This window comes from Anaeroplasma bactoclasticum, assembly GCF_003550015.1.
GTDB classification, from domain to species: Bacteria; Bacillota_I; Bacilli_A; order Acholeplasmatales; family Anaeroplasmataceae; genus Anaeroplasma; species Anaeroplasma bactoclasticum.
In genome coordinates, this window is the sequence record NZ_QXEV01000001.1 from 62404 (window position 1) to 84460 (window position 22057).

At 29.6% G+C, this 22057-nt stretch carries 19 protein-coding genes; all 19 read left to right on the plus strand.

The window, feature by feature from the left end; genetic code table 11:
• Window positions 1-21 precede the first annotated feature (21 nt).
• The 19 genes from EI71_RS00270 to EI71_RS00340 all read left to right on the plus strand — a co-directional run bounded on the left by EI71_RS00270 (window position 22) and on the right by EI71_RS00340 (window position 22044).
• The gene (locus EI71_RS00270) at window positions 22-1020 is read left to right on the plus strand and encodes a hypothetical protein (RefSeq protein WP_119015240.1); all 999 of its coding nucleotides are present in this window, start codon (window positions 22-24) and stop codon (window positions 1018-1020) included.
• Between the two features lie 61 nt (window positions 1021-1081).
• On the plus strand, window positions 1082-1840 hold the full coding sequence (locus EI71_RS00275) for an MIP/aquaporin family protein (protein WP_162849613.1): 759 nt from the start codon (window positions 1082-1084) through the stop codon (window positions 1838-1840).
• Window positions 1841-1940: 100 nt separating this feature from the next.
• A complete protein-coding gene (locus tag EI71_RS00280) occupies window positions 1941-3020 on the plus strand; it encodes a hypothetical protein (RefSeq protein WP_119015241.1) in 1080 nt (359 codons plus the stop codon).
• 260 nt (window positions 3021-3280) lie between these two features.
• Window positions 3281-5479 (plus strand): sodium-translocating pyrophosphatase, encoded by a 2199-nt coding sequence (locus EI71_RS00285; protein ID WP_119015242.1) that lies wholly within the window; start codon window positions 3281-3283, stop codon window positions 5477-5479.
• Window positions 5480-5577: 98 nt separating this feature from the next.
• A complete protein-coding gene (locus tag EI71_RS00290) occupies window positions 5578-6291 on the plus strand; it encodes a hypothetical protein (RefSeq protein ID WP_119015243.1) in 714 nt (237 codons plus the stop codon).
• A gap of 94 nt (window positions 6292-6385) precedes the next feature.
• Window positions 6386-7363: an AEC family transporter gene (locus tag EI71_RS00295; RefSeq protein ID WP_119015244.1), complete on the plus strand. Its 978-nt coding sequence runs from the start codon at window positions 6386-6388 to the stop codon at window positions 7361-7363.
• Between the two features lie 55 nt (window positions 7364-7418).
• The gene (locus EI71_RS00300; protein ID WP_119015245.1) at window positions 7419-8009 is read left to right on the plus strand and encodes a hypothetical protein; all 591 of its coding nucleotides are present in this window, start codon (window positions 7419-7421) and stop codon (window positions 8007-8009) included.
• Between the two features lie 256 nt (window positions 8010-8265).
• Window positions 8266-8424 (plus strand): hypothetical protein, encoded by a 159-nt coding sequence (locus EI71_RS10050; RefSeq protein WP_162849614.1) that lies wholly within the window; start codon window positions 8266-8268, stop codon window positions 8422-8424.
• A 65-nt stretch (window positions 8425-8489) separates the two neighbouring features.
• Window positions 8490-8645 carry a hypothetical protein gene (locus EI71_RS10055; protein WP_162849615.1) on the plus strand — a complete coding sequence of 52 codons (156 nt, stop codon included), beginning with the start codon at window positions 8490-8492 and terminating at the stop codon, window positions 8643-8645.
• 51 nt (window positions 8646-8696) lie between these two features.
• Window positions 8697-8852 carry a hypothetical protein gene (locus EI71_RS10060; RefSeq protein WP_162849616.1) on the plus strand — a complete coding sequence of 52 codons (156 nt, stop codon included), beginning with the start codon at window positions 8697-8699 and terminating at the stop codon, window positions 8850-8852.
• Between the two features lie 102 nt (window positions 8853-8954).
• Complete coding sequence (locus tag EI71_RS00305; RefSeq protein WP_119015246.1) at window positions 8955-9524, plus strand: carbonic anhydrase; 570 nt, start codon at window positions 8955-8957, stop codon at window positions 9522-9524.
• A 118-nt stretch (window positions 9525-9642) separates the two neighbouring features.
• Window positions 9643-10485: a hypothetical protein gene (locus EI71_RS00310; protein ID WP_119015247.1), complete on the plus strand. Its 843-nt coding sequence runs from the start codon at window positions 9643-9645 to the stop codon at window positions 10483-10485.
• A 54-nt stretch (window positions 10486-10539) separates the two neighbouring features.
• The gene (locus tag EI71_RS00315) at window positions 10540-11541 is read left to right on the plus strand and encodes an aldose epimerase family protein (protein WP_119015248.1); all 1002 of its coding nucleotides are present in this window, start codon (window positions 10540-10542) and stop codon (window positions 11539-11541) included.
• A gap of 137 nt (window positions 11542-11678) precedes the next feature.
• Window positions 11679-12074, plus strand: a complete 396-nt coding sequence (locus EI71_RS00320) for a hypothetical protein (protein ID WP_119015249.1) — start codon at window positions 11679-11681, stop codon at window positions 12072-12074.
• Window positions 12075-12262: 188 nt separating this feature from the next.
• Entirely contained in the window at window positions 12263-13108 is an 846-nt protein-coding gene (locus tag EI71_RS00325) for a diacylglycerol/lipid kinase family protein (protein WP_119015250.1), read from the plus strand.
• Between the two features lie 119 nt (window positions 13109-13227).
• Window positions 13228-20550 (plus strand): leucine-rich repeat domain-containing protein, encoded by a 7323-nt coding sequence (locus EI71_RS00330; protein WP_119015251.1) that lies wholly within the window; start codon window positions 13228-13230, stop codon window positions 20548-20550.
• Window positions 20551-20630: 80 nt separating this feature from the next.
• The gene (locus tag EI71_RS10065) at window positions 20631-20891 is read left to right on the plus strand and encodes a hypothetical protein (protein WP_162849617.1); all 261 of its coding nucleotides are present in this window, start codon (window positions 20631-20633) and stop codon (window positions 20889-20891) included.
• A 36-nt stretch (window positions 20892-20927) separates the two neighbouring features.
• Window positions 20928-21542: an HD domain-containing protein gene (locus EI71_RS00335; protein WP_162849618.1), complete on the plus strand. Its 615-nt coding sequence runs from the start codon at window positions 20928-20930 to the stop codon at window positions 21540-21542.
• A 1-nt stretch (window position 21543) separates the two neighbouring features.
• Window positions 21544-22044 (plus strand): nitroreductase family protein, encoded by a 501-nt coding sequence (locus EI71_RS00340; protein WP_119015253.1) that lies wholly within the window; start codon window positions 21544-21546, stop codon window positions 22042-22044.
• Window positions 22045-22057 lie beyond the last annotated feature (13 nt).

Consider the following 22057-nt stretch of genomic DNA (forward strand, 5'->3'; position numbering starts at 1 on the left):
AGATGCAAGGACGTGATGTATATGAAAATAATAAAAAGGATAATCCAAGGAATTGGTATTCTGGTATTAGCTGGAGTATTGTTCTTATTATTTATTAAGGTATTTGGGTTCTTTAAACTCAAGGATTTTTATGATAATTCCACAAGAGAGTTTAAAATTCCTGGCCTTTTTGAAAATTTTATCCCTCAGGGTATGGATTTTGATGAAACAAAGGAAACATTTGTTATATCAGGCTATGATAGTAAAGGGGATAAATCTACTATTTATACAGTAGATAAAGAGAAGAATGTAAAAAAGATATATTTAAAGAATTTGCAAAAAGAAGAATGCAAGGACCACTGTGGTGGCGTTACGATTTATAAAGATTATCTTTTAGTTTCTGGAGGAAACGGGGCATCAACAGATTTACAATTTGTATACACCTTTAAACTTGATGATTTATATAGTTTAAATGATGGAAGCTTTATAGAATCTATTGCTGAAACAGAAGTATATGTAGGTACAGCATTTATTAATGCTGTTGGAGATACATTATATGTTGGAGAGTTCAATCATGATGGAAGTCCTTTATATGATGTTATTAAAACTACAGGAAGAAGCTGGATGCCTTCTGATTCAAAGGCAATTATGCTAGCATATGATTTAAATATAGATGGTACATTTGATTTGGTTCCTACAAAAGCATATTCTATTCCATCGGATGTTCAAGGTATGGCAATTGTAGATGGTAATAAAATTGCATTTTCAGATTCTTATGGTATAAATCCTGGACATATTTCCTTTTATAATAATCCAACTGCTTCAGGTTCAGTTACCATTGATGGAAATAATATTCCTCTTTATTATTTCAATGATTCAAATTTTATAAAAAAAGTAGATACTTCACCTATGATTGAAGCAATTTGTTATGCAAATAATAAGATATATACATTAAATGAATCTGCCTCAAATAAATATTTATATGGCTTGTTATATAGAGGAAGCTATGTTTATTCCTTTGATTATACAAAAATTCTTTAAAATGGTGTGATTGTTTTTAAAATAGTGGTATAATCAAAGGTAAATAGGAGGAAAAATAAAAATGAATGTTTTATTAAAAAAAGCTGCTGCTGAATGCTTCGGTACTGCTATGCTAACACTAGTAGCATGTGGTGTTGCTGTAGCAACTCGTGATTATTTAGCAACATGCTTAGCATTTGGTTTTGTAATCGTTGCGTTAGCTTATTCCATTGGAAACATTTCTGGATGTCATATCAATCCAGCTGTTTCTCTTGCAATGGCTATTCGTAAGGAAATTTCATGGAAGGAATTTGGCGTATATGTAGCTTCCCAGGTTGTAGGTGCATTTGTTGGTACATTATTATTAGCTGCATTTATGAGAAGCTTTAATGCTTTAGGTGGTAATGCAATTACTGGATTCTTAGCAAATATGGATGAATGGGGCCGTACTAATCTTGATGCATGGAGCTATATTGGTGCATTCTTAATTGAAGTTATCTTAACTTGCTTATTTGTATTTGCTATTTTAGGTGTTACTGATAAGAAGTTTGGTAATGGCAAGCTTGGTGGAATTGTTATTGGTATTGCACTTGTATTAGTACATTTAATTGGTTGTGCATTTACTGGTACATCTGTTAACCCAGCAAGAGGCTTATCTGCATCTATTTGTCAGTTATTTGCTAATAATAAGACAAGTGCAGAGCAGGTATGGATTTGGGTATTAGCTCCATTTGCTGGTGGTGCAATTGCTCCATTCTTATATTCTTTCTTCTTTGGAAAGAAAGAGGATAAAGCAGAAGATCCTTCATCTAATTTAGAAACTCCAAAAGAAGAAGAATAATACTTTAGTAAAGATTAAGTCCAACGAAAGTTGGATTTTTCTTATTGTTTTTTGAGAGAATAGTAATATAATAACATTGTTAAGAGAGAAGGAGAAAACAATGAAAAAGAGAAAATTAATTTATCTACTAAGCTTAGCTACATTAGGTGCTTCTTTAGCATCCTGTGGAGAAGCAAGAGATTATAAATCAAAGAATTTTACTGTAGAAATGCCAGAAAAGAATTCTAGTGCTACCGTAGAATATAAAGCTTTAGAAGAAAAAAATGGATTAGTAGAGTTTTATGCAAATAGAATTGATCCATCTAAGGAAGGTAATGAAAACATCCAAGAAGATTTTTATAAGAAATATCAATCTGTAATGGCAACTTACTTTGGTAAAACTATTAGTTATAGTAATCAGGTAAAAAAAGAGAATGTAAAAGAAGCAAAATCTATTTTTGATACCAACAGTGGAAATTTATATTGTTATGATCATAAGTATTCTAAGGAAGATGGAAAGATTATTAGCGATTCTACAGTTGAAATGAATTCCATCAATAAGGATGGAAAGACAACTTTCACATTAGATATTACATTGAATAATGAAGTTCTTTATGTTTTTAATACCACTGGCTCTAGCATTAAAGAGATTAAGTATGTAACTGGTTCTTTAAAGCTTACTTCTACATTTGATTTTAGTATTGATAAAAATGCTAAATACTATAATACATTATTTGATATTACACATGATAAAGCTATAGCATATACCTCTAGCCTAGCTCTTGAGGATGACGCTAAAATCTATACAAATTCAGATAAAAGCTATTTATATTCTATATTTGAATCTACAAGAGAAAATAATGATGGCACACAATCTACTAGTAAGTATGTGACATCTAAAGAGAATTATTTAGTGACTTTTAAGGGATATGCTCATAAGTTTGGTGAAACTAGAGAGAATTTTTATAATTATAAGTATGAATACTTTGAGAATTCCTTATTAGGTGATACTATTGATACGAATGGTTTTACAGCTTGGGATAATTATCCGTTATTTTTTGATAATAAAAACCCATATCCTATAGCTTTTATGCCTTATAATTTGAGTTCTGTTGATGGATCTTGTCTTGATCGTTTCTTAGTATATCTTGCTGAAGATGAAGAATTGCAAGCAAAATTAACAATTACAGAAGATAATTAATATATAAGTGTACTTCGGCACACTTTTTTCTTTTGGAATTTTTTCGTAACTTTGTTATAAAAATCTAGTGTAAAGGTTGACATCATATATGAAAATGGTTATAATAAACTCCACAGTAATACTTAATATATAAAGTGCCTTTATACGCGTATGCGTGTGTGATGTGTGTCATTTTAAGGACATCTATTTTTTTTGCACTAAAAATCGTATGAAAGCGTTATTATAAGTATTAAAATAAAACGAGAAAGGTGTTATACAATATGAACAGTACAGTTTTGTTTGTTCTTCTTGCTGTAATCATTTCGACTCTAATTACTATACTTTATGTGTTTGTGTTATTCCATAAGGTATCAAGAGTTAAGATTACAAATGCAAAAGTGGATGAAATCCACAAATATATTCATAAGGGAGCCATGACATTCTTAGTGAGAGAATATAAGATTATCATCCCTTTCATTATTGGTGTAGGTATTTTACTTACCGTATTAGGATTTATTCCTGCACTTCAGGATGCTGAGGCAGTAGGCTGGAAGGCAGCATTATGCTTCGCTGTTGGTGCAGTATTCTCAGCTACAGCTGGTTGGATTGGTATGTTCGTTGCAACAAAGGCTAATGCAAGAACAGCTGTTAAGGCAAATGATGAAGGATTACCAAGCGCCTTAAGAGTAGCATTCTCTGGTGGTGCTGTATTAGGTTTAGCAGTTGTAGGCTTTGGCTTATTAGGCTTAGCAGCTATTTTCTTAATTGCATTTGCTATTGAACATGGAGTTAACCCTGATGGTGGTATTGAAGCTTGGGTTGATGCTCCAATTAGTATTTTAGCTGGTTATTCTTTAGGTTGTTCTTTGATCGCTTTATTCAGCCGTGTTGGTGGTGGTATTTATACAAAGGCTGCTGACGTTGGTGCTGACTTAGTTGGTAAGGTAGAAGAAAATATGCCAGAAGATGACCCAAGAAACCCTGCAACTATTGCGGATAATGTTGGTGATAATGTTGGTGATATTGCTGGTATGGGTTCTGACTTAACAGAGTCATATGTTGGTTCTATTATTTCATGCTTAACTATGGCATTCTTAACATTCTTTAATAAGAATGCTGTACAGGTTTTACCTATTGATTCATCATTAGCATTACGTTATATTTTATTCCCAGTATTAATCTGTGGTGTTGGTGTACTTGCAGCTGTATTATCTGTTGCATTCTTCCGTGCTAGAAAGTGGAATAACCCACATAAAGCATTAAATATTGCTACATATATTGCAACTGGTATTGTATTAATTGCTACTGTATTCTTAGCATTATTCTTTGTTGGAAATACTTCTACACCTATTTATAATGGTGGAATTGGTCCTAATGAACTATCTGGTTGGAAGCTAATTATTGCCGTAGTAGCTGGTTTAGCATCTGGTATTGGTGTTGGTTTTATCGCAGAGATTTATACATCTAGTGATTATAAAGAAGTAAAGAGAATTGCTAAAGAATCTCAAACAGGTCATGCAACTAACATTATTGCTGGTTTAGGTTCTGGTATGAAGTCTACTGGTTTAACAATTGCAGTATTAGCTGCTGCTATTGCAGTTTCATTCTTCTTTGCTGGTTCTTATGGTATTGCACTTGCTGCAGTAGGTATGCTTTCAACAGCTGGTATTACAGTATCTGTAGATGGTTATGGTCCTATTTCTGATAATGCAGGTGGTATTGCTCAAATGTCAGAATTACCTGAAGATGTAAGACATATTACAGACCACTTAGATTCTGTTGGTAATACAACAGCAGCTATTGGTAAGGGATTCTGTATTGGTTCTGCAACTTTAACTTCATTAGCGTTCATTGTATCATTTATTCAAGCATCTGGGGCTGAAATTAGACTTTCTGACCCTGCTGTATTAGTTGGTATGTTAATTGGTGCAATGCTTCCATATTTATTCTCTGCACTTACTATTTCATCTGTAGGTAAGGCTGCAAATAAGATGGTAGAAGAAATTCGTGATCAGTTCTCCACACATCCTGGTATTTTAACTGGTGAATATGTACCTGATTATAACCGTTGTATCGATATTTCAACTAGAGCTTCCTTAAGAGAAATGATTTTACCTGGTGTAATTGCTGTAATTTCTCCAATTTTTGGTGGTTTAATCTTAGGCGTATCTGGTTTAGGTGGTATGCTAATTGGTGCATTAGTTTCTGCAATCATGCTTGCTGTATTTATGGCAAATGCTGGTGGTGCATGGGATAATGCTAAGAAGTATGTCGAAGAGGGCAACTTTGGTGGTAAGGGTTCTGAAACTCATCATGCTGCAGTAACAGGTGATACAGTTGGTGACCCACTAAAAGATACAGCTGGTCCAGCTATGGATATTTTAATTAAGCTAATGTCTGTTATTTCCTTAATTTTAGTTCCAGTATTAACAAGAATGGATTCCTTATGGGATTTAATCGTAAAGCTATTTAATAAGTAATTATAGAATTAGGCCTCTACATGAGGCCTTTTCTCTTGATAAAAAATTTTTTTCTATGTGTTATAAATATAACTAACACTATTAAGGGGCATATTAATATGAAATATAGTTTAATAGAAGTAGATAATTTTAAATTTGTAAAAATAGATAATGGATTATTACTTATAGATACAGGATCACCATTTAGCTATTTCAAAAATGAAAAAATTATAATTGAGGATAAGGAATATAAAAATTCTGCATTTCAAAAGATTTTAAAGTTTAGAATGGAAGAATTTTATAGTCATTTAAAAGATAAGCTAAACGATGAAATCATTGGGCTTATTGGTATGGATATTATTTCTAGTTTAGGAATTACTATAAATAAAAAGGAAGGCTTTGTATCTTTTGATTCCATAGCTTTAAAAGATGGAGTATTCCTTGAATTTGAATTAGAAGATATAAAGAATCAAAAATATATAATATTTAAGGATATAGATGTTGTAGGCATGACAAAAGAAGGGTTGCATTCCTTTATCTTAGATACAGGTAGTGTAGTTAATGTATTTAAGAATACTCTTTGTGCTCATGCACAATATGCATATCGTATGGATTATTATTATCCATCCTTTGGTAGAACATTAACCTCTGATTTTATGTTTTTTACATTAAAGTCTAACAACACATTAAATATTATTGCTGGGGCTAATATAGATTATGATATGGACATGGAATTTGAATTTTTAAATGTTGATGGTGAGCTTTGCTTTAATGATTTTAGTTGGGACATTTTATCTATACATATGGGAGAAAAAAGAATATATTGGAAATAAGCCGGTTGATGGCTTTTTCTTTTTGAAAATGTTATCAAATTGAAGAGGATAGCTCTATCCTTTATAATTATTTATTGTAAAGGAGCGTGGTAGAATGCTTGATACATTTATTACCTGCTTAATTAGAGTAGCGGTATCCTTATGCTTTTGCATACCTGGCTTTGTATTATGCAAAATAAAAAAAGCATCTGCAAATCATTTATCCACAATGTCTACTATACTAGTTTATATCTGTGGACCATGTATGATTATATATGCATTCTATAATGCAGCTGTAATGGCTGATAAAAATGGATTAGATAAAGGCCAAATGGCCTTATCTATGCTATATTTTGGAATTGCTACATTGTTTTTACAGGCTATATTTATGCTTATCCTATATATAATATTAAAAAGAAAATATGAGGATGCAAAATATAGATTATTAACTTGCGGCTCTGTTTTAGGTAATGTTGGGTTCTTTGGACTTCCACTTGTCTGTGCCTTAGTTCCAGGTAATCCAATTGTTGCATGTTATTCATCTATATATATTATTACTATGAATTTGTTAGTATTTACTGTAGGAGTATTCTGTCTAACAAATGATACAAAATATATGAATTTAAAAACAGCTTTAGTGAATCCAACAACCTTTGGATTCCTACTTGCAATACCTGCATTTATTTTTGGAGAGAAAATTGCAGCCGCAAGTGTTGTTAATACATTTGCAGAAGGAATAAATCTTTTAGGTCAAATGACTACTCCTTTATGTATGTTAATTTTAGGTATAAGACTTGCTACAGTTAATTTTAAATCTTTATGGACTAGACCATTCATATATTTAATTTGCTTCTTAAAGATGGTTGTATTCCCGATTGCTTGCTTCTTTATGGTATATTTCTTACCATTCTTAGATCAAGACTTTAAAAAAGCTATATTAATAATATCTGCAGTGCCTTGTGCATCAGTAATTCTCAATATGGCAGAAATCCATCATGCAGAAGAAGAGCTTGCAGCAAACTGTGTTTTAGTTTCTACAATGCTTTGTATGATAACTATTCCAATTGTAACTTTATTAGTGAACATTCTTTAAATAAATGCCGATTTCATGATAAAATGGAATCGGTATTTATTTTGGTGGTGGTTTAATGAATGAAGAAATTAAAAAGCTAGAGGATGTAAAGACCTTAATGGAATCCTTTATGGATGCTTTAGCGAAATATTATAAGAACTCCTTAACAAGAGAAGTCGTATTTGCGGGAATGATTTTAAAGAAATCCTTAGATATATTAGATTCTGCGGAAAATGCATTAAAGAAATACAATATAACTGTTCAAATATCTTTGTTAAGACTTTTGTGTGATAATTGTCTTGCTATCCAATCCGTAAAAGAGCTTGGTCTTAAAACAGTAATGGATATGATTCAAAACAATGAAAGAGTAAACAATTATATGGTAAGCGAAGAACAAAACATGAGTGATGGGTATTTAAAAAGATTAGTTGATGAAACCTATCCTGGGTTTGGTAGGGTATATAAATTTGCCTGTGACTCTGTACACTTTTCAAAGCAAGCTATGGCAACAACCTTTGTAAAAGATAAGGATGGTCATATTACTCCCCATGTAGAAGTAGGAAATAAAGAATTAAAGGATTCCTTAATATCTAATAATGGTTCATTAATCACTGTTGCAAAAATAATTTTAGACATGTTAAAGCATGTTTGCATAGATAAAGAGTAAAAATGAGAGTCAAACTCTCATTTTTTGTTTTCTTTTTGCATAAAATTTATGAAAATTTATGAAAATGATTTGCAAATTCAATGAAAGTAAATGAAAATTTGCAAAAAATCATACAAAATATGGTTAAAATGTACCAAAAACCATATTTTTTCTTATGAAAATGATATGAAAAAGTTTTCATAAAAATATGAAAATGGTTACATATTTTCATTTTTATTAAGGGGTATATAATAGCAGCTGTAGGAGGGATAAAGGTATGAATACACTACTTATTGTTGTATTAGTAGCTTTAGCAATCGCAGTCATTGCTTATCTTTCCAACGTAACACTTGATATGAGTGGTAACGCGAAAGGTAAATGTAATTCTGAAGATTATCAGATTGCAGATAAGATTGCCGCAAAAAGAAATAACTAATACATAGAATTAAAAGATTATAAATTAAGATATATTGAAAGATCAAAAACTAGGAGGAAAAAATTATGAGTACTTTATTAACATTAGCATTATCAGTTATTGCAGTTGCAGTTGTATATTATTTATTTACTACTTTACCAGATTCAAAGGGTTTAGGTAAGGGTAAGTGCAGCGAAAAGGATTATGAAATTGCTGATAAGCTTGCAGAAAAGAAGAATTAATTAGATTTTATAAATTGAAATTGACTTAAACGATATAGGAGGATTTTAAGTATGACAACATTAGTTACATTGGTATTATTAGTTTTAGCAATTGCTGCTACAGTATATTTATTCACTTTACCTGATATGAATGGTTTTGGTACAGGTAAGTGCAGCGAAAAGGATTATGAAATCCAGGAAAATGTTGCTAAAAAGAATAATATTTAGTTTTAAGTGTTTTTGAGTGTTTTGTTTTAGGAAAGAGTTAGCGCGAGTGCGTTAACTCTTTTCTATTTTTATGACAAAATTGAATTAACTAGAGGTGTTCCTATGAATAAAAGAATAATAAATAAAGATTTAGCATTATCTTGGTTAATTGAAGGGAATAATGATTATATGGATGCCAAGCAAAACCATCATGGAGATATTTCTAAAGAAATTAGAAGTCATACTCATCATCATGGGCAAAATCCATTTGCAATAATTGTTTCTTGTAGTGATTCAAGAGTAATCCCTGAAAATATTTTCATGAAGGGCATTGGTGATTTATTTGTCATAAGAGTTGCCGGAAATGTGCTTGACGACTATGGGCTTGCATCTATTGAATATGCGCTGGATCATCTAGATTGTAAGCTTATTATGGTTCTTGGTCACACAAAGTGTGGGGCTATAGGGGCAAGCCTAGAAGGAACTCATCCTTCTTATATAGGCTTATTAACAAATCATATAAAAGAATCTATTGGTAATACGATGAATCCTACTTTAGCTTGTAAGAAAAATGTATTATTTGAAATGAATAGAATTAAAAAAGAAGTTATAAATAACAAAGAAGAATTTAATGATGTTTTAATTGTTGGTGGAATATATCATACGAGTACAGGGAAAGTTCAAATTCTTTAAATTCGCAATATAATGAAATATTTCGAACTTTATTCATAATATTGCTTTAATTCTAGTTTGATTTATGATATAATTTTTTTGTTATAAAAGAAGGGTTTACTATTTTTGGAGGATTTATATGGGCAAGGAAGTAAAAAGAGGAAGCATTGAAGAAAAATGCTTAGAGAGATTATATCCTAGAAAGCTTGCACTGGATTGGTGGCCTGAGGTTTTCATGGACAAGAGTTGTGTAAAATTATTTGAGACTTATGATTATAAGCCAGCTAAATACGCAGATAAAATTAGTAAGGCAGATGCTGCTAGATTATTAATTGCAGAATACAATACCGTAGAGGTAGCAAAGAAATATTTAAGAGATCATCCAAAGGCTATTTTTGTTAACTTAGCTTGTGGCTTTTCAACTGTATTCCAGCAGATTGATAATGGTACAGCACGTGCATATAATGTAGATACACGTGAGGTATTAATCGCAAGAAAGGAAGCCGTTGGTAAGGGAGACCGTGAACAGGGTATTATTGCAGATTTATTATCTGATGATTTCTCTTGGTTTGAAAAGATTGAATGGACAAGAGATGATGGTATTTTCTTCTATGCACTAGATTTATTCCATTATATGAAAAGAGAAGATGTTAAGAGAATCGTTGCGAATATCGCAGTAAACTTCCCAGATGGTATGATGGTATTTGATGCTGCATCAAGAGATGGCTTGCCTAAGATTTTAAAGACTAAGTATGACGAGGATGAAGTTAAGAACAATGCTGGATTCTATTTCTCTGTAGATGATGATGCACAAATCTCCAAATGGAGTGTAAGAATTGCGGATATTTGGAGACATCCACTTTATACTTACTATACAAAGAAAACCGCAAACAAGCTTGGCTTAATTACAGCTGTAGCTGTTAAAGCTATGGATGCAAAAAACGAAGTACAGTTTGTAGAGTTGACATTTAAACGTCATTAATTTATCATTTAAGGGAGTGTTACTCCCTTTTATTTTTTAGGAAAGAGGTATCTTATGGAAACTAAAATTATTAAAGATAAGGATGTATCCTTTATTACAGTAAAAAATGATAAAAATTTAGAAGTGACATTATGCTCCTTTGGAGCATCATTTTATAGAATTGTATTTAAAGGTAAAAACCGTATAATGACACCTATAAATCATGAAGAATTCTATAATAATGAACAATATTATGGAAAGCTAATTGGAAGATTTTCCGGTAGAATTAAGGATGCTAAATGTGAAATTAAAGGTATATCTTATGATTTACCAAAGAACTGGAATGGCATCAATTCCTTACATGGTGGACCTAAAGGAATATCCTTTTCTAACTTTGATTATGAAATAAAAGAAGAGATGGAATCTATAGATGTAATCTTTACTTTTATTGAAAAGGAATCTTATTTACCTGGAGATGTAAACTATAAGATTACATATCATATCTTTAAAAATAAAGATAAAATCTTATTAGATATGGAAGCTAATACAACAAAAGAAACTATCGTAAATATAACAAATCATGCATATTGGAGCCTATCTAGTGGGAAGAGATTAGTATTAGATGAAATCTTAACTCTAGGATGTAAATATCATGGAGATTTAGATATGAATTTAATTGCAAAATCTATCGTTACTGCAGGCCCAACTATGGATTTTACAAAGGGGCATGAAATTGGAAAATATATTAATGATTCCTATTTACAAAATCATACATCCTTTGGATATGATCATTTCTTTGTAAAAACAAACGAAGATGATACATTTGCAGCAAAATTAGAGGATAAAGAAGAAAATGTTACTTTAACAATTCATACATCATATCCTGCTATTGTTGTTTATACGGATAATTATCCAACAAAAATGGAATATGAAAATTGTAAGGTTGAAAACAAATATCAAGCAATAGCTTTAGAATGTCAATACATTCCAAATGGTATAAATATGGATGATGTAAATAAAGCTATTTTAAAACCAAATGAGCAGTATAAAGAATTTATATCTTATGAATTAGAGTAGAAATTTAGCTGCGAAATTGCAGCTATTTTTATATGAATGATGTATAATAAATATAAGTTTTGAGTGAATCTGATGTGGTTTTAGAGCCCTCAATTTTTAAAAATACTAGGCCTAAAAAATACTGGAGGAATGAAATTATGAAAAGAATTAGAAGAGTATTGGTCTCACTTGGTGCTACATTACTTGGTGTAGTTTTTTTGGCAAGCTGCAATAGTAAAGGCAGTTTTGAAACAGAATATGATGGTAAAACATATAGTGGTTCATTATATCAATATGATTATTCATACTATTCAGGCTTTTTTTTATACTATTTAGTTTCTGATTCGAACATTTATAGTCTTGGGAGCTCTACTTATGAAGGAGTAAAAAAATTAACTATTAGTGAAACAAATTTTATTCGGATTGATGCAAATACTTGGCAAAATGAGAATAAGTTTTTAACTCTAATAAATGATGGACAGGAACTTATGTATGCAAATGGAACTTATGGAGTTACAATTTACACGAAAGTAGATCATATTAAATATAAATAGTGATAGATTTATCATTCATAAAAGTGGACTAGAGTATTATTTCTAGTCCTTTTTCAATACATATTTTTTGAAAATTGTATGAAGTTTATATACAAATTAGAAAAAGTTAAGTACTTTTTACATTTGTTTGTTTCATTACTGAAAAATTGTGATAAAATTATTTTTAAAGAAGAAAAAGGGTGAATATTATGAATTATGTACTATATAATCCTTTAGCTCAAGCAGGTAAGGGAACAGAAAACTTTGATTTAGCTAAAGAAGATTTAAAAAAGGAATTTGGTGATTTTACTCCTATTAATTTAGTTGAGTATAAGCCAGAGGAGTTCTTCCCTAATGTGAAAAAGGAAGACAAAGTATGTGTACTAGGTGGGGATGGTACACTAAATGTATTTGCGAATAATATAAAAAACTATTCTACAGAATGTGAAATGTATTTCTATAAAGGTGGAAATGGTAATGACTTTTTAGAGGATGTTAAGGATGATGATAATCAAAAGCTCGTTTACCTTAATCCATATTTTAAAAGATTACCAAAGATTACAGTTAATGGAATGACTAGATATTACATCAATGGTATTGGCTATGGTATTGATGGAATGGTTTGTGAGGTTGCAGATAACTTAAAAAAAGAAGGCAAGACAGATATCAATTATGCAAGCCTATCCATTAAATTATTACTTCATGGATATAAGTGTCCTGAAGCAACTGTAGTTGTAGATGGAAAGGAATATAAATTCCATAAGGTATGGTTATGCTCTGCAATGAATGGTAGATATTATGGTGGAGGAATGAAGATTGCTCCAGGGCAGAATCGTTTAGAGGATACTTTATCCTTAAGTATTATTCATAATGCAGGTAGATTACGTACATTAATGATTTTCCCTAAGATTTTTAAGGGAGAGCATGTAAAGAATAAGAAGATGTCAACGATTATTACAGGTAAGGAAATTACAGTTTCATTCTCTCATCCAATGGCATTACAAATTGATGGCGAAACTGTATTAAATGTATCTAGTTATACAGTTGTAGCATAAGGAGCTTTTTTGCTCCTTTTTTCTTTACCATTTTTCAAAATGTCAACTCAATTTGACATTTTTTAGGGATAGTAATATAATTACTATGAGTTTTTTTAAAAACTAGAGGAGTTAGTGTAATGAAAAAGAAGATAATTATTACAATAATTATATTGCTAGTGACAGCCATTTTGGGAGTTGGTGGCTATTTTATTTATGCCATTAACCAAGGACCAGCAGAAATAGAGGATACCGATGCAGAGTTTGAATCTACTCTCCTAGAGGCTCCTAAGGATGGATCTGATCCATCAAAATATTCTGTTGAAGAGAATGTTTCTTTTGCACTTTGGACTGTTGCAAACACCAATGAGTTTTATACACTAACTACAGGTACAGCCCAAGCCTCTGTTGCAACTCAGCAAATCTATAATAAAAGAGTTGTTAAGGATAAAAAGGCAATGACTACTATGATTTCTTCAGGATTAGTATCTACTGCCAAGCAAAAATATTTCTTACCAGATAAGGTATTATTAAGAGATGCAACAAGCATAAATGGCGATACTGCAACATGGATTACATCAGCTCCTGAGGCAGTTTCTTATAAAACAATTCAAAAAAGATATGGTTGGTTACCTTATCAGGCAACAGGCTATATCATTTGTAGCGATACATATATAAATAAAGAAGAAATGAAAATGGTAGATAACCAAGATGGTACATTTACTTTAATTTTTGATTTAGACCCAGATGGAAATAAAGCACCATTTTGGTATAGAAGAGAAGTATTAACAAATGCGAATTCTTCAATTGTACCAGAATTCTATTCTATTCATTTTGAAATGACAATTAATTCTTCTTGGCAAATTCTAGTTGATGATATCCAAGAACAATATAAAGTAAAATCTATGGGTGTTGAGGCAGTAACTAAAACAAATTGTCATGAGGAATTCTATTATGAAAATGTAGAATTTGATAAAGAACCATATGATTATTTTGAATCCTATGCTTATTTATCTGTATTAGAGGATGAGAAAGAGGATTTACCAACTTCAGATGATGCTATGAGCATTATTGTTGAATCCTTACAAAATAAAGATAAATCCGATACTGTATTAGATTTATCCATTTCTACAGATGGTTTTAATACTCAAGGATTAGTATCCTTAAATATTACTGATTTAACAAATATTAAGGTTTATGCATTGCTAGAGGATTTATATGTTGAATATACGGATTCCTTATATCTTTCTATAGGTGGAATTAAAGTGAAAGCCAATATGGATGATTTAACAACACTTATAGAAACAATAACAAGTGTTTTACCATCTAGTGATACAGGTAGTTCTTTAGATGTTTCTAAAATCATGGATGATTTAGCAAAGTCTAAGATGGAAGATGATGGAGTTAATGTAAGTATTGATACAAAGCTAGATTTAATGGGTATATTATTACCAATTCATTTCGATATCATACATGAGGATGATACCTATAAGCTTGTTTCTGCAAGTGCAGATATAGATTTAAATGGTGAGATTATCCATTTAGGAATTAAATCTACAAACAAAAAAATAAATCCATTAGATCATAAGGATTTCATGGATTTAAAGAATTTAGATTTCATTGTTTCGGATATAGTATCTATTATTGAAAAGAAGAACCTAGATTTATCCTTAGAATTAGAATATAGAGGATTAAATATAAAATTAGATGGCAATTTATCTTTTGAAAATGAAATTAAGCTAGATTCTAAGATTAATTTAACTTATGGGAAGGATACCTTATCTTTAGATTTATATTATCTAGATGATACTATTTATTTAGGCTTTAACAATATTAAGCTAAAGATTACAACAAATGATTTATTAAGATTAATTGAAAAGTATTCAGGTAAGACTATTGATTTAAATATGTCTTTAGACTTTAATTTAACAACTATTTTAGAAACTGTCTTCTCTATTGATTATGATAAGCTATTAGAAGAATTAGTGATTACAGATAATAGCTTAGATTTGGCATTATCCTTAGAAGAAATCACAGATTTAATCCATTCTATTAAATTATCTATTTTAGATACAAATTATGGTATTAGTGGCTCTATTGCTATAGATGATATTCATGCTTCCTTTAAGGTTGGTAATTTGTCTTATAAGACAAGAACAATAAACAAAGAAGATTATTATAATTTAGCATACCTAGAAGGCTTCATCGATGATGCGATTTGCTTATATAAGGATGGTAAGCTTGGCTTTGATTTATCTATGGATTATAAGGATTTACATATAGCTGGTAGTGGTATTTTAGATTATTCTACTAATATTCAATTATCAGTAAATCTAGAGGTAAATTATAAGGAATTAAATGTTGAATTAAGTGCTTCTTATATTGAAGATATCTTATATTTAGATATTTTAAATACAAAGCTTATGATATCTAAAGATGATTTAATTAAGATTGTATCTAAATTTACTGATTTAAATACAAATAGCTTAGATTTATCCTTAGATGGAATACTTACTATTTTATTCAAAATGGATTATGAAAAGCTAATTAAAGAATTAGTAATTGAAGAGAATTCTATAGATATAGCCTTAGATATATCTAGCTTTGTAGATGGTATGAATTCTATTTCATTATCTATTAAGAAGGATAATGGAATTAACGTTTTAGCACTTATCAAAGAAGCAACTATTCATTTAAATATCCATTCTACAAAGAATAGTGTTAGTGTTACTGGAGATTATCAAAACTTAGGATATATTGATACTATCATAGATGATATTCTTGCAATATATAATTCTAAGAAATTAAATGTAGCTTTAAGCTTAAGCTATAAGGGATTAGATATCGAAGCTACAGGAATTATAGATTTTAATGATTCTATTCGTGCTTCAGTAAATTTAGAGGTAGCTTATCAAAATAAAGCTATTTCCTTAGATATTTATTATATTGATGATTGTATATACTTAGATTTTGATGATTGTCATATCCTATTATCTAAAGCAGATTTAGAAAAAATCATTGCATTATTTAGTGATAATAATGAAAGTGAATCTATTCTTGATAATTTACTTTCTATCGATTTTGAAGAAGTATTAAAAGCAATATCTATTACAGAAGATAATATCAGATTAGATATGAACCTAAGTAGTATCATATCCTTCTTAAGTGATATTTCTATTACACTTAAAGATATTTCATCAAGCATTGGTTTAGATATTTCTATTAAGGATTTATTTGATGTAAATATTATTGCATCAAGCTCTAATTCAGATATCCTATTACCTTCTTTTGATTATCAGGATTTAGGTAAGCTATATAGCTTATTTGAAATGATTAAAGGAATAATAGATAATAAGGGAATTTCTTTAAATGTTTCTTTAGAATATGAAGATATCAAAATTAATGGAAATGGTAATCTTCTATTTAAGAATAATTTAAGTGCAGAGTTTAATTTAAATGTATCCTATAAGACATTAGAAGAAGATATTCAAGTTCAGTATTTTGATTCTTTCAATGATATGAATAAGGTTTTATTCATTGATTTAGGAAATAATCATTTAATGCTACCATTATCTATCCTATTAGAAGATACTTCTAGTATGAAGGTAGAAGATATTATAGACATAATCTTTAGTGTTGATTTTACTAAGGTATTAGTATCTTTAATGATTGAAGAGAATAAGCTAGATTTAACATTAGATTTAAGTGATTTTGATTCTTTAGAAAATATTATAGATATTCATAAGGATATTTATCTTGAATTATCTATTTTAGACGGAGTCTTATCGATAGCATCTAGTGAAGTATTGAATATTCAAGCATCTATTTCTTTATTTGATGGTGATATTACACCTAGTGATAATACATATGTTGATTTAAGTAATATGGTATCGAATATTAAAGAATTTATTTCTTGGATAAAGGAAGATTCCTTCAAGGTATCTATAGATGGTAATATTCAAATTAAGTCTATTTCAATCGATTTAAATGGCTCTATTGATTTCATTTTAGAAAATGATAAATATAATCTAAATGGACATTTCCATATTGAAGCATTCCATACATTACATGATGTTTATTTTAAACTAGTGGATAATGTTTTATATCTAGAATATGGAGATGCTACCTTTGGTATTGATTTATCTAACATGAATGAATTTATAGAAGAAGTATTTAGTATATTTGGTCATACTTCTCCTGATTTTGATTTTAAAGAATTAGATTCTATTATTGATTCTTTAGAAATCAGTGAAGATAGTATTTCTATAGATTTATCTACATTAGTTGATTTCATTACAAAAATTACAATAGCTTTAAGCTATAGTAAGAATGATGAAATGTTTAATATTCATATATCTAGTGATGAAATTAATCTAAATACATCTATTGCTAAAATAACTAATTATGCAGTTTCATTACCAACTGAATATTTAGACAATGAAGATATCTTATCTTTATGTAGAACAATAAAAAGAGTAATAGATTTATTAGATAAGAGAGATTTCAATTTGAATTTAGATTTAGATGTTATGGATAATGGCTATAAGCATCTTAATATTAATGGTAATCTTATGATTCATCTTGGTACAGAAGAATTAAAGGATTTCAAGATTGATGATTTATCCTTTAAAGCTTCTATAGCTATTACTGAATATGAAGAGAATGGTAAGATTAAAGTAGTTCATAGAGTAGATTTAACATTAGTATCTGATATGGTTTATATCGTATATGGAAACAATGAATCTAATCTTTCTAGCAAGATTAAATTCTATGCAGAAAAGGATTCTATATTCAGTGTATTAGCATCTATAACCTCTGTATTAGGATTAGATTTAGATTTCTTAAATGATTATATGAATCAGGATTTATCCTTTGTTGATATATCTCAGCTTAAGGATCTATTTAATTTTGAAAGTAAAGATTTTGATGTATCTAGTTTAATTAAGAAATTAGATATTACAGAAGATGGTCTTGAGGTATCTATTTTAGCTTCTGTATTAAATGATATAATTCCTTCTAGTAAGCTTGTTACAGTAAAGCTAGAGGCTAAAGATGATATTCCACTTTCTTTAGAGCTTTTAGGATTATATACAGATTATGTAAGCGAAAACGAATATACAAGAATTGATTTAAATTATTTGACATTAACAAATGATTCTATATCTATTAATGCTCCAAGTGATTTATCTAGCTATTATAATATTTTTAATATTGATGAGCTTGTAAATGGAATATTAACAACAGCATCCAATAAGGATTATGCAATTTCAGGCACGGTTACTTTAGGATTGCCTATCGTTTCTGATATTGATGTAAATATTGATGCTAAAGTTAGAGTGCTAGAGGATGGCTCTCCACTAGTTTATCTTCATTTAGATATGTCAAGCTTGCCACTTCTTGCAAAGACTATAGGTTTAAAGGAAAAAGATGTATATTTCTATTACATGGATGGATATGTATATATTTATAGAAAAGAATCTTCAACAACTTACAAGTTAAAGGTATCTTATCAGGAATTCTTTGATGATATTATGTATTATTTAATGGATTTCTCCTTGGGTATGCCAGAAATCATTTTAAACGCAATTAATTCATCTACAAACGAAAATGAAGATTATGTCATTGATGCAGGTACTGTAATTAATAGCTATTCTTATAATAATCATAAGTTTAATTTCTCCTTAGATATGGAAGCATTAACTGGTAATTCTAATTTAGGAGATATGTCTTTAAGCTTAGTATTAAAGAATATGGCAATATCTAAGAATTCTGATGGAACTATTAATACATCCTATGCATTAACAGAAATTGCGAACTTTGAATTTAAATTAGTAAGTGTCATTACACTTGGTTCATCCTCTATTGCCTTAACAAATACATATAATGAAGATGGTTATACTTGGTTTAAATCTATTAATATGGATGATGTAGTATCCTTTATAGAAGGCTATTCTTATGGTACAGATATGATTTATAAGAATGATACATATATCGGTAAGAGAAGCCATACAATTACATTTGTTCTAAATTATTTAGATAATGAGTATTACCAAGCTCAAACCGGAGCTACAATTAAATATCCAAATTTAGATATAGTAGAAGTTGATGGTAAATATTATTTATTTGATGGCTGGTATTCGGATAAGTATTTGAAAGAAGAATTCACAAGTACAACTATGCCAGAATCAAATATTAAGGTTTATGCAGCTTGGAAGGAAATCCATTATTATGATTTAACTATTCATTCCATGGATGGAAATACAGTTGAATCTGTATATGGTGGAGCTAGCTTAAGTACATATTTAGATAAAGAAGTATATACAGATTCCTTAGGTGATAGTTATATTCTAAAGGGATATAGCTATACTCTAGATGGTGATATTGTATATATTTCTTCCATGCCAAATGATAATTTAGTATTATATGCTAAATGGGAAAAGGTTTCTTATAAGGTTTATTTAGATGATACTTATTATATGGATTTAGCATATGATACAAATTTAGCTTTAACTAAGGATTACTATTTATCTATTGATAATGCATATTTTGAATTTGATAAGGATTATTTAAATTATGAAACATTAGTTGTTAAATATAATAAATATTTAACTATCACAGATGGTATTGGTTATATTTATCTATATAGTGATGCATCTAGCCTAGGTGATTATTATATTGTAGAATTAGATTATGATATCGAAAAGTTTAATGATAAGCTATATAAAGCTGTTGCTTTAGACAAGAATATGGACTTTGATAGCAAGTATTTACCAAGTGGTGTATATAATCATATGAATATTAATTATTGGTATAATAATCAAGAGGAATACCATTTAGGTAATATTCATTTATTACCTCATCAAAATACTACTTTAAAGGCATATTATGCAACCTGTGATTATTTATCCTATGGATATGATATGGCAACAGGAGAAAGCTTACTTTCTGTTACAGGCTTTAATTATTCTGGAAGTGATTTAATTACAATTATTTTACCTAAGTATGTTAAAGTAGATGGTAGCTATGAAATATTAAGATCCTTAGCGTTGTTTGTAGATGACGATAATAATAAATATACAGTATTTACAAATAATAATAAGATATATGCAATATACTTTAATGATGGATTTGAAGTAATTGGAGATAATGCATTTAAGGATGCTATCCAATTAACAAATGTATATTTTTCTAATACTATAACTAGTGTTGCATCCGATGCCTTCTATATGACTGTTGGCTCTAATGCGGAGGCAAATGCAGCTTATGCAGAAAAGATTAGATTCTACATGGGAATTGGCTTTATGGCATCTAAGGCTAATTGGCTTGCTTCTAAATGGAATTCTACACCTAGATATTATGGTGAAAAGTATAGTGGATTCTTAGGTATGGGTAAGGCAGATTTATCTTTAGCATTTAATAGCTATAGTGGTGATTTAAGAGACATTGTTCATAGCTTAATATAATGGATTATGGGTATCCCATTGGGATATCCATTTTCCCTATTTAAAAAGTGGGTTATACATAAGTTTTTCGAGGTGGTAATATGAGATTAAAGCCAATAGATATAATATCTGCAGCAATTGAAATTTTTATTGGATTACTTATAGCATTTGTATTTATTTTGATATATTTTTATTCTGATTTTTCAAATTATGATATATCTGTTTTATGGACTTTTAGAGTTTTATATTTAATGGTTTTGCCGGGAGTTGGACTTTTGTTTATTATATTGGCATTTGTTAAGCTTTATAAAGCAAACAAAAAATATAAAGAAGAAGAAAAAGAAGATAGCGAAAACGAATGATTTAATGATATAATTAAAATATTATGAGGTGAAATCATGAATTATGAAGAAATGCTAGATTTTGTGAAAAAAACTTTAGAAGAAACAAATGGAATTAAATCTTCAAATCCATTACATAAATTTCGTAATCGTTTTGATCATGCAAAAAGGGTTTATGAATGGTGTAAAATCATCCATATGGATTTAGAATGTGATGTAGATGTTTTATATACTGCAGCAATTTTTCATGATGTAGGAAGAGGCATCAGCCAAGAAAACCATGCTCATATTGGAGCAAAGATATTCTTAAATTATGCAAGGGGGCATAATTTTAATTCAGATTTCACGAAAAAGGTTTATGATTTAATTGATAATCATTCCGATAAAAGTAATATAACCAATCCTAATTCATCCAATGAGCTTGTTTTACTTTTAGAAGCAGATTTATTAGATGAAGAAGGAGCTTTAGGAATTGCTTGGGATTTAATGGCACTAGGTGCAATGGATAATGTAACCTATTATGATGCCAATGATGCACTTCGCCACGCAAAGCATATCCTAAAGCAAGATTATATGGTTACTCCAAGAGCTAAAGCGATTTGGGAGCATAAAAAGAAATTAGTTTTGGAATTTACTTCTGATTTAACTCAAGATTTATTTTTGGAGGAATAAAATGGAATATTTTGATGTGATAGAAAAAAGATTTTCCTGTAGAAGCTTTAAGGATGAAAAAATTGATAGAGCTTTATTGAATAAAGTATTAGAAGCTGGTAGACTTGCGCCTACCGCTTGTAATTATCAGCCAGAAAGAATATTTGTTTGTGAATCTGAAGAAGTATTATCCAAATTAAAAGTAGCAACAAGATATACATTCGATGCGAAAACGATTCTTATCATATGCCATTTAAAGAGTGAATCTTGGCATAGAGGAAATGATGGAGTGGATCATGGTAAGGTTGATTCTACTATTGTTGCAACACAAATGGTTTTGGCATCTACAGCCTTAGGGCTTGGCACTTGCTTTGTTTGTTCATTTAAGGAAGCTTTAGTAAAAGAAGTTTTAGGAATAAATGATGATTATGAGGTAGATATTATTCTTCCTATTGGGTATCCTAATGATATTAAGCCTCATAATCAAAGAAAAGATTTAAAAGAGATTGTTTGTTATAAGTAGTTAGAGGATTTAT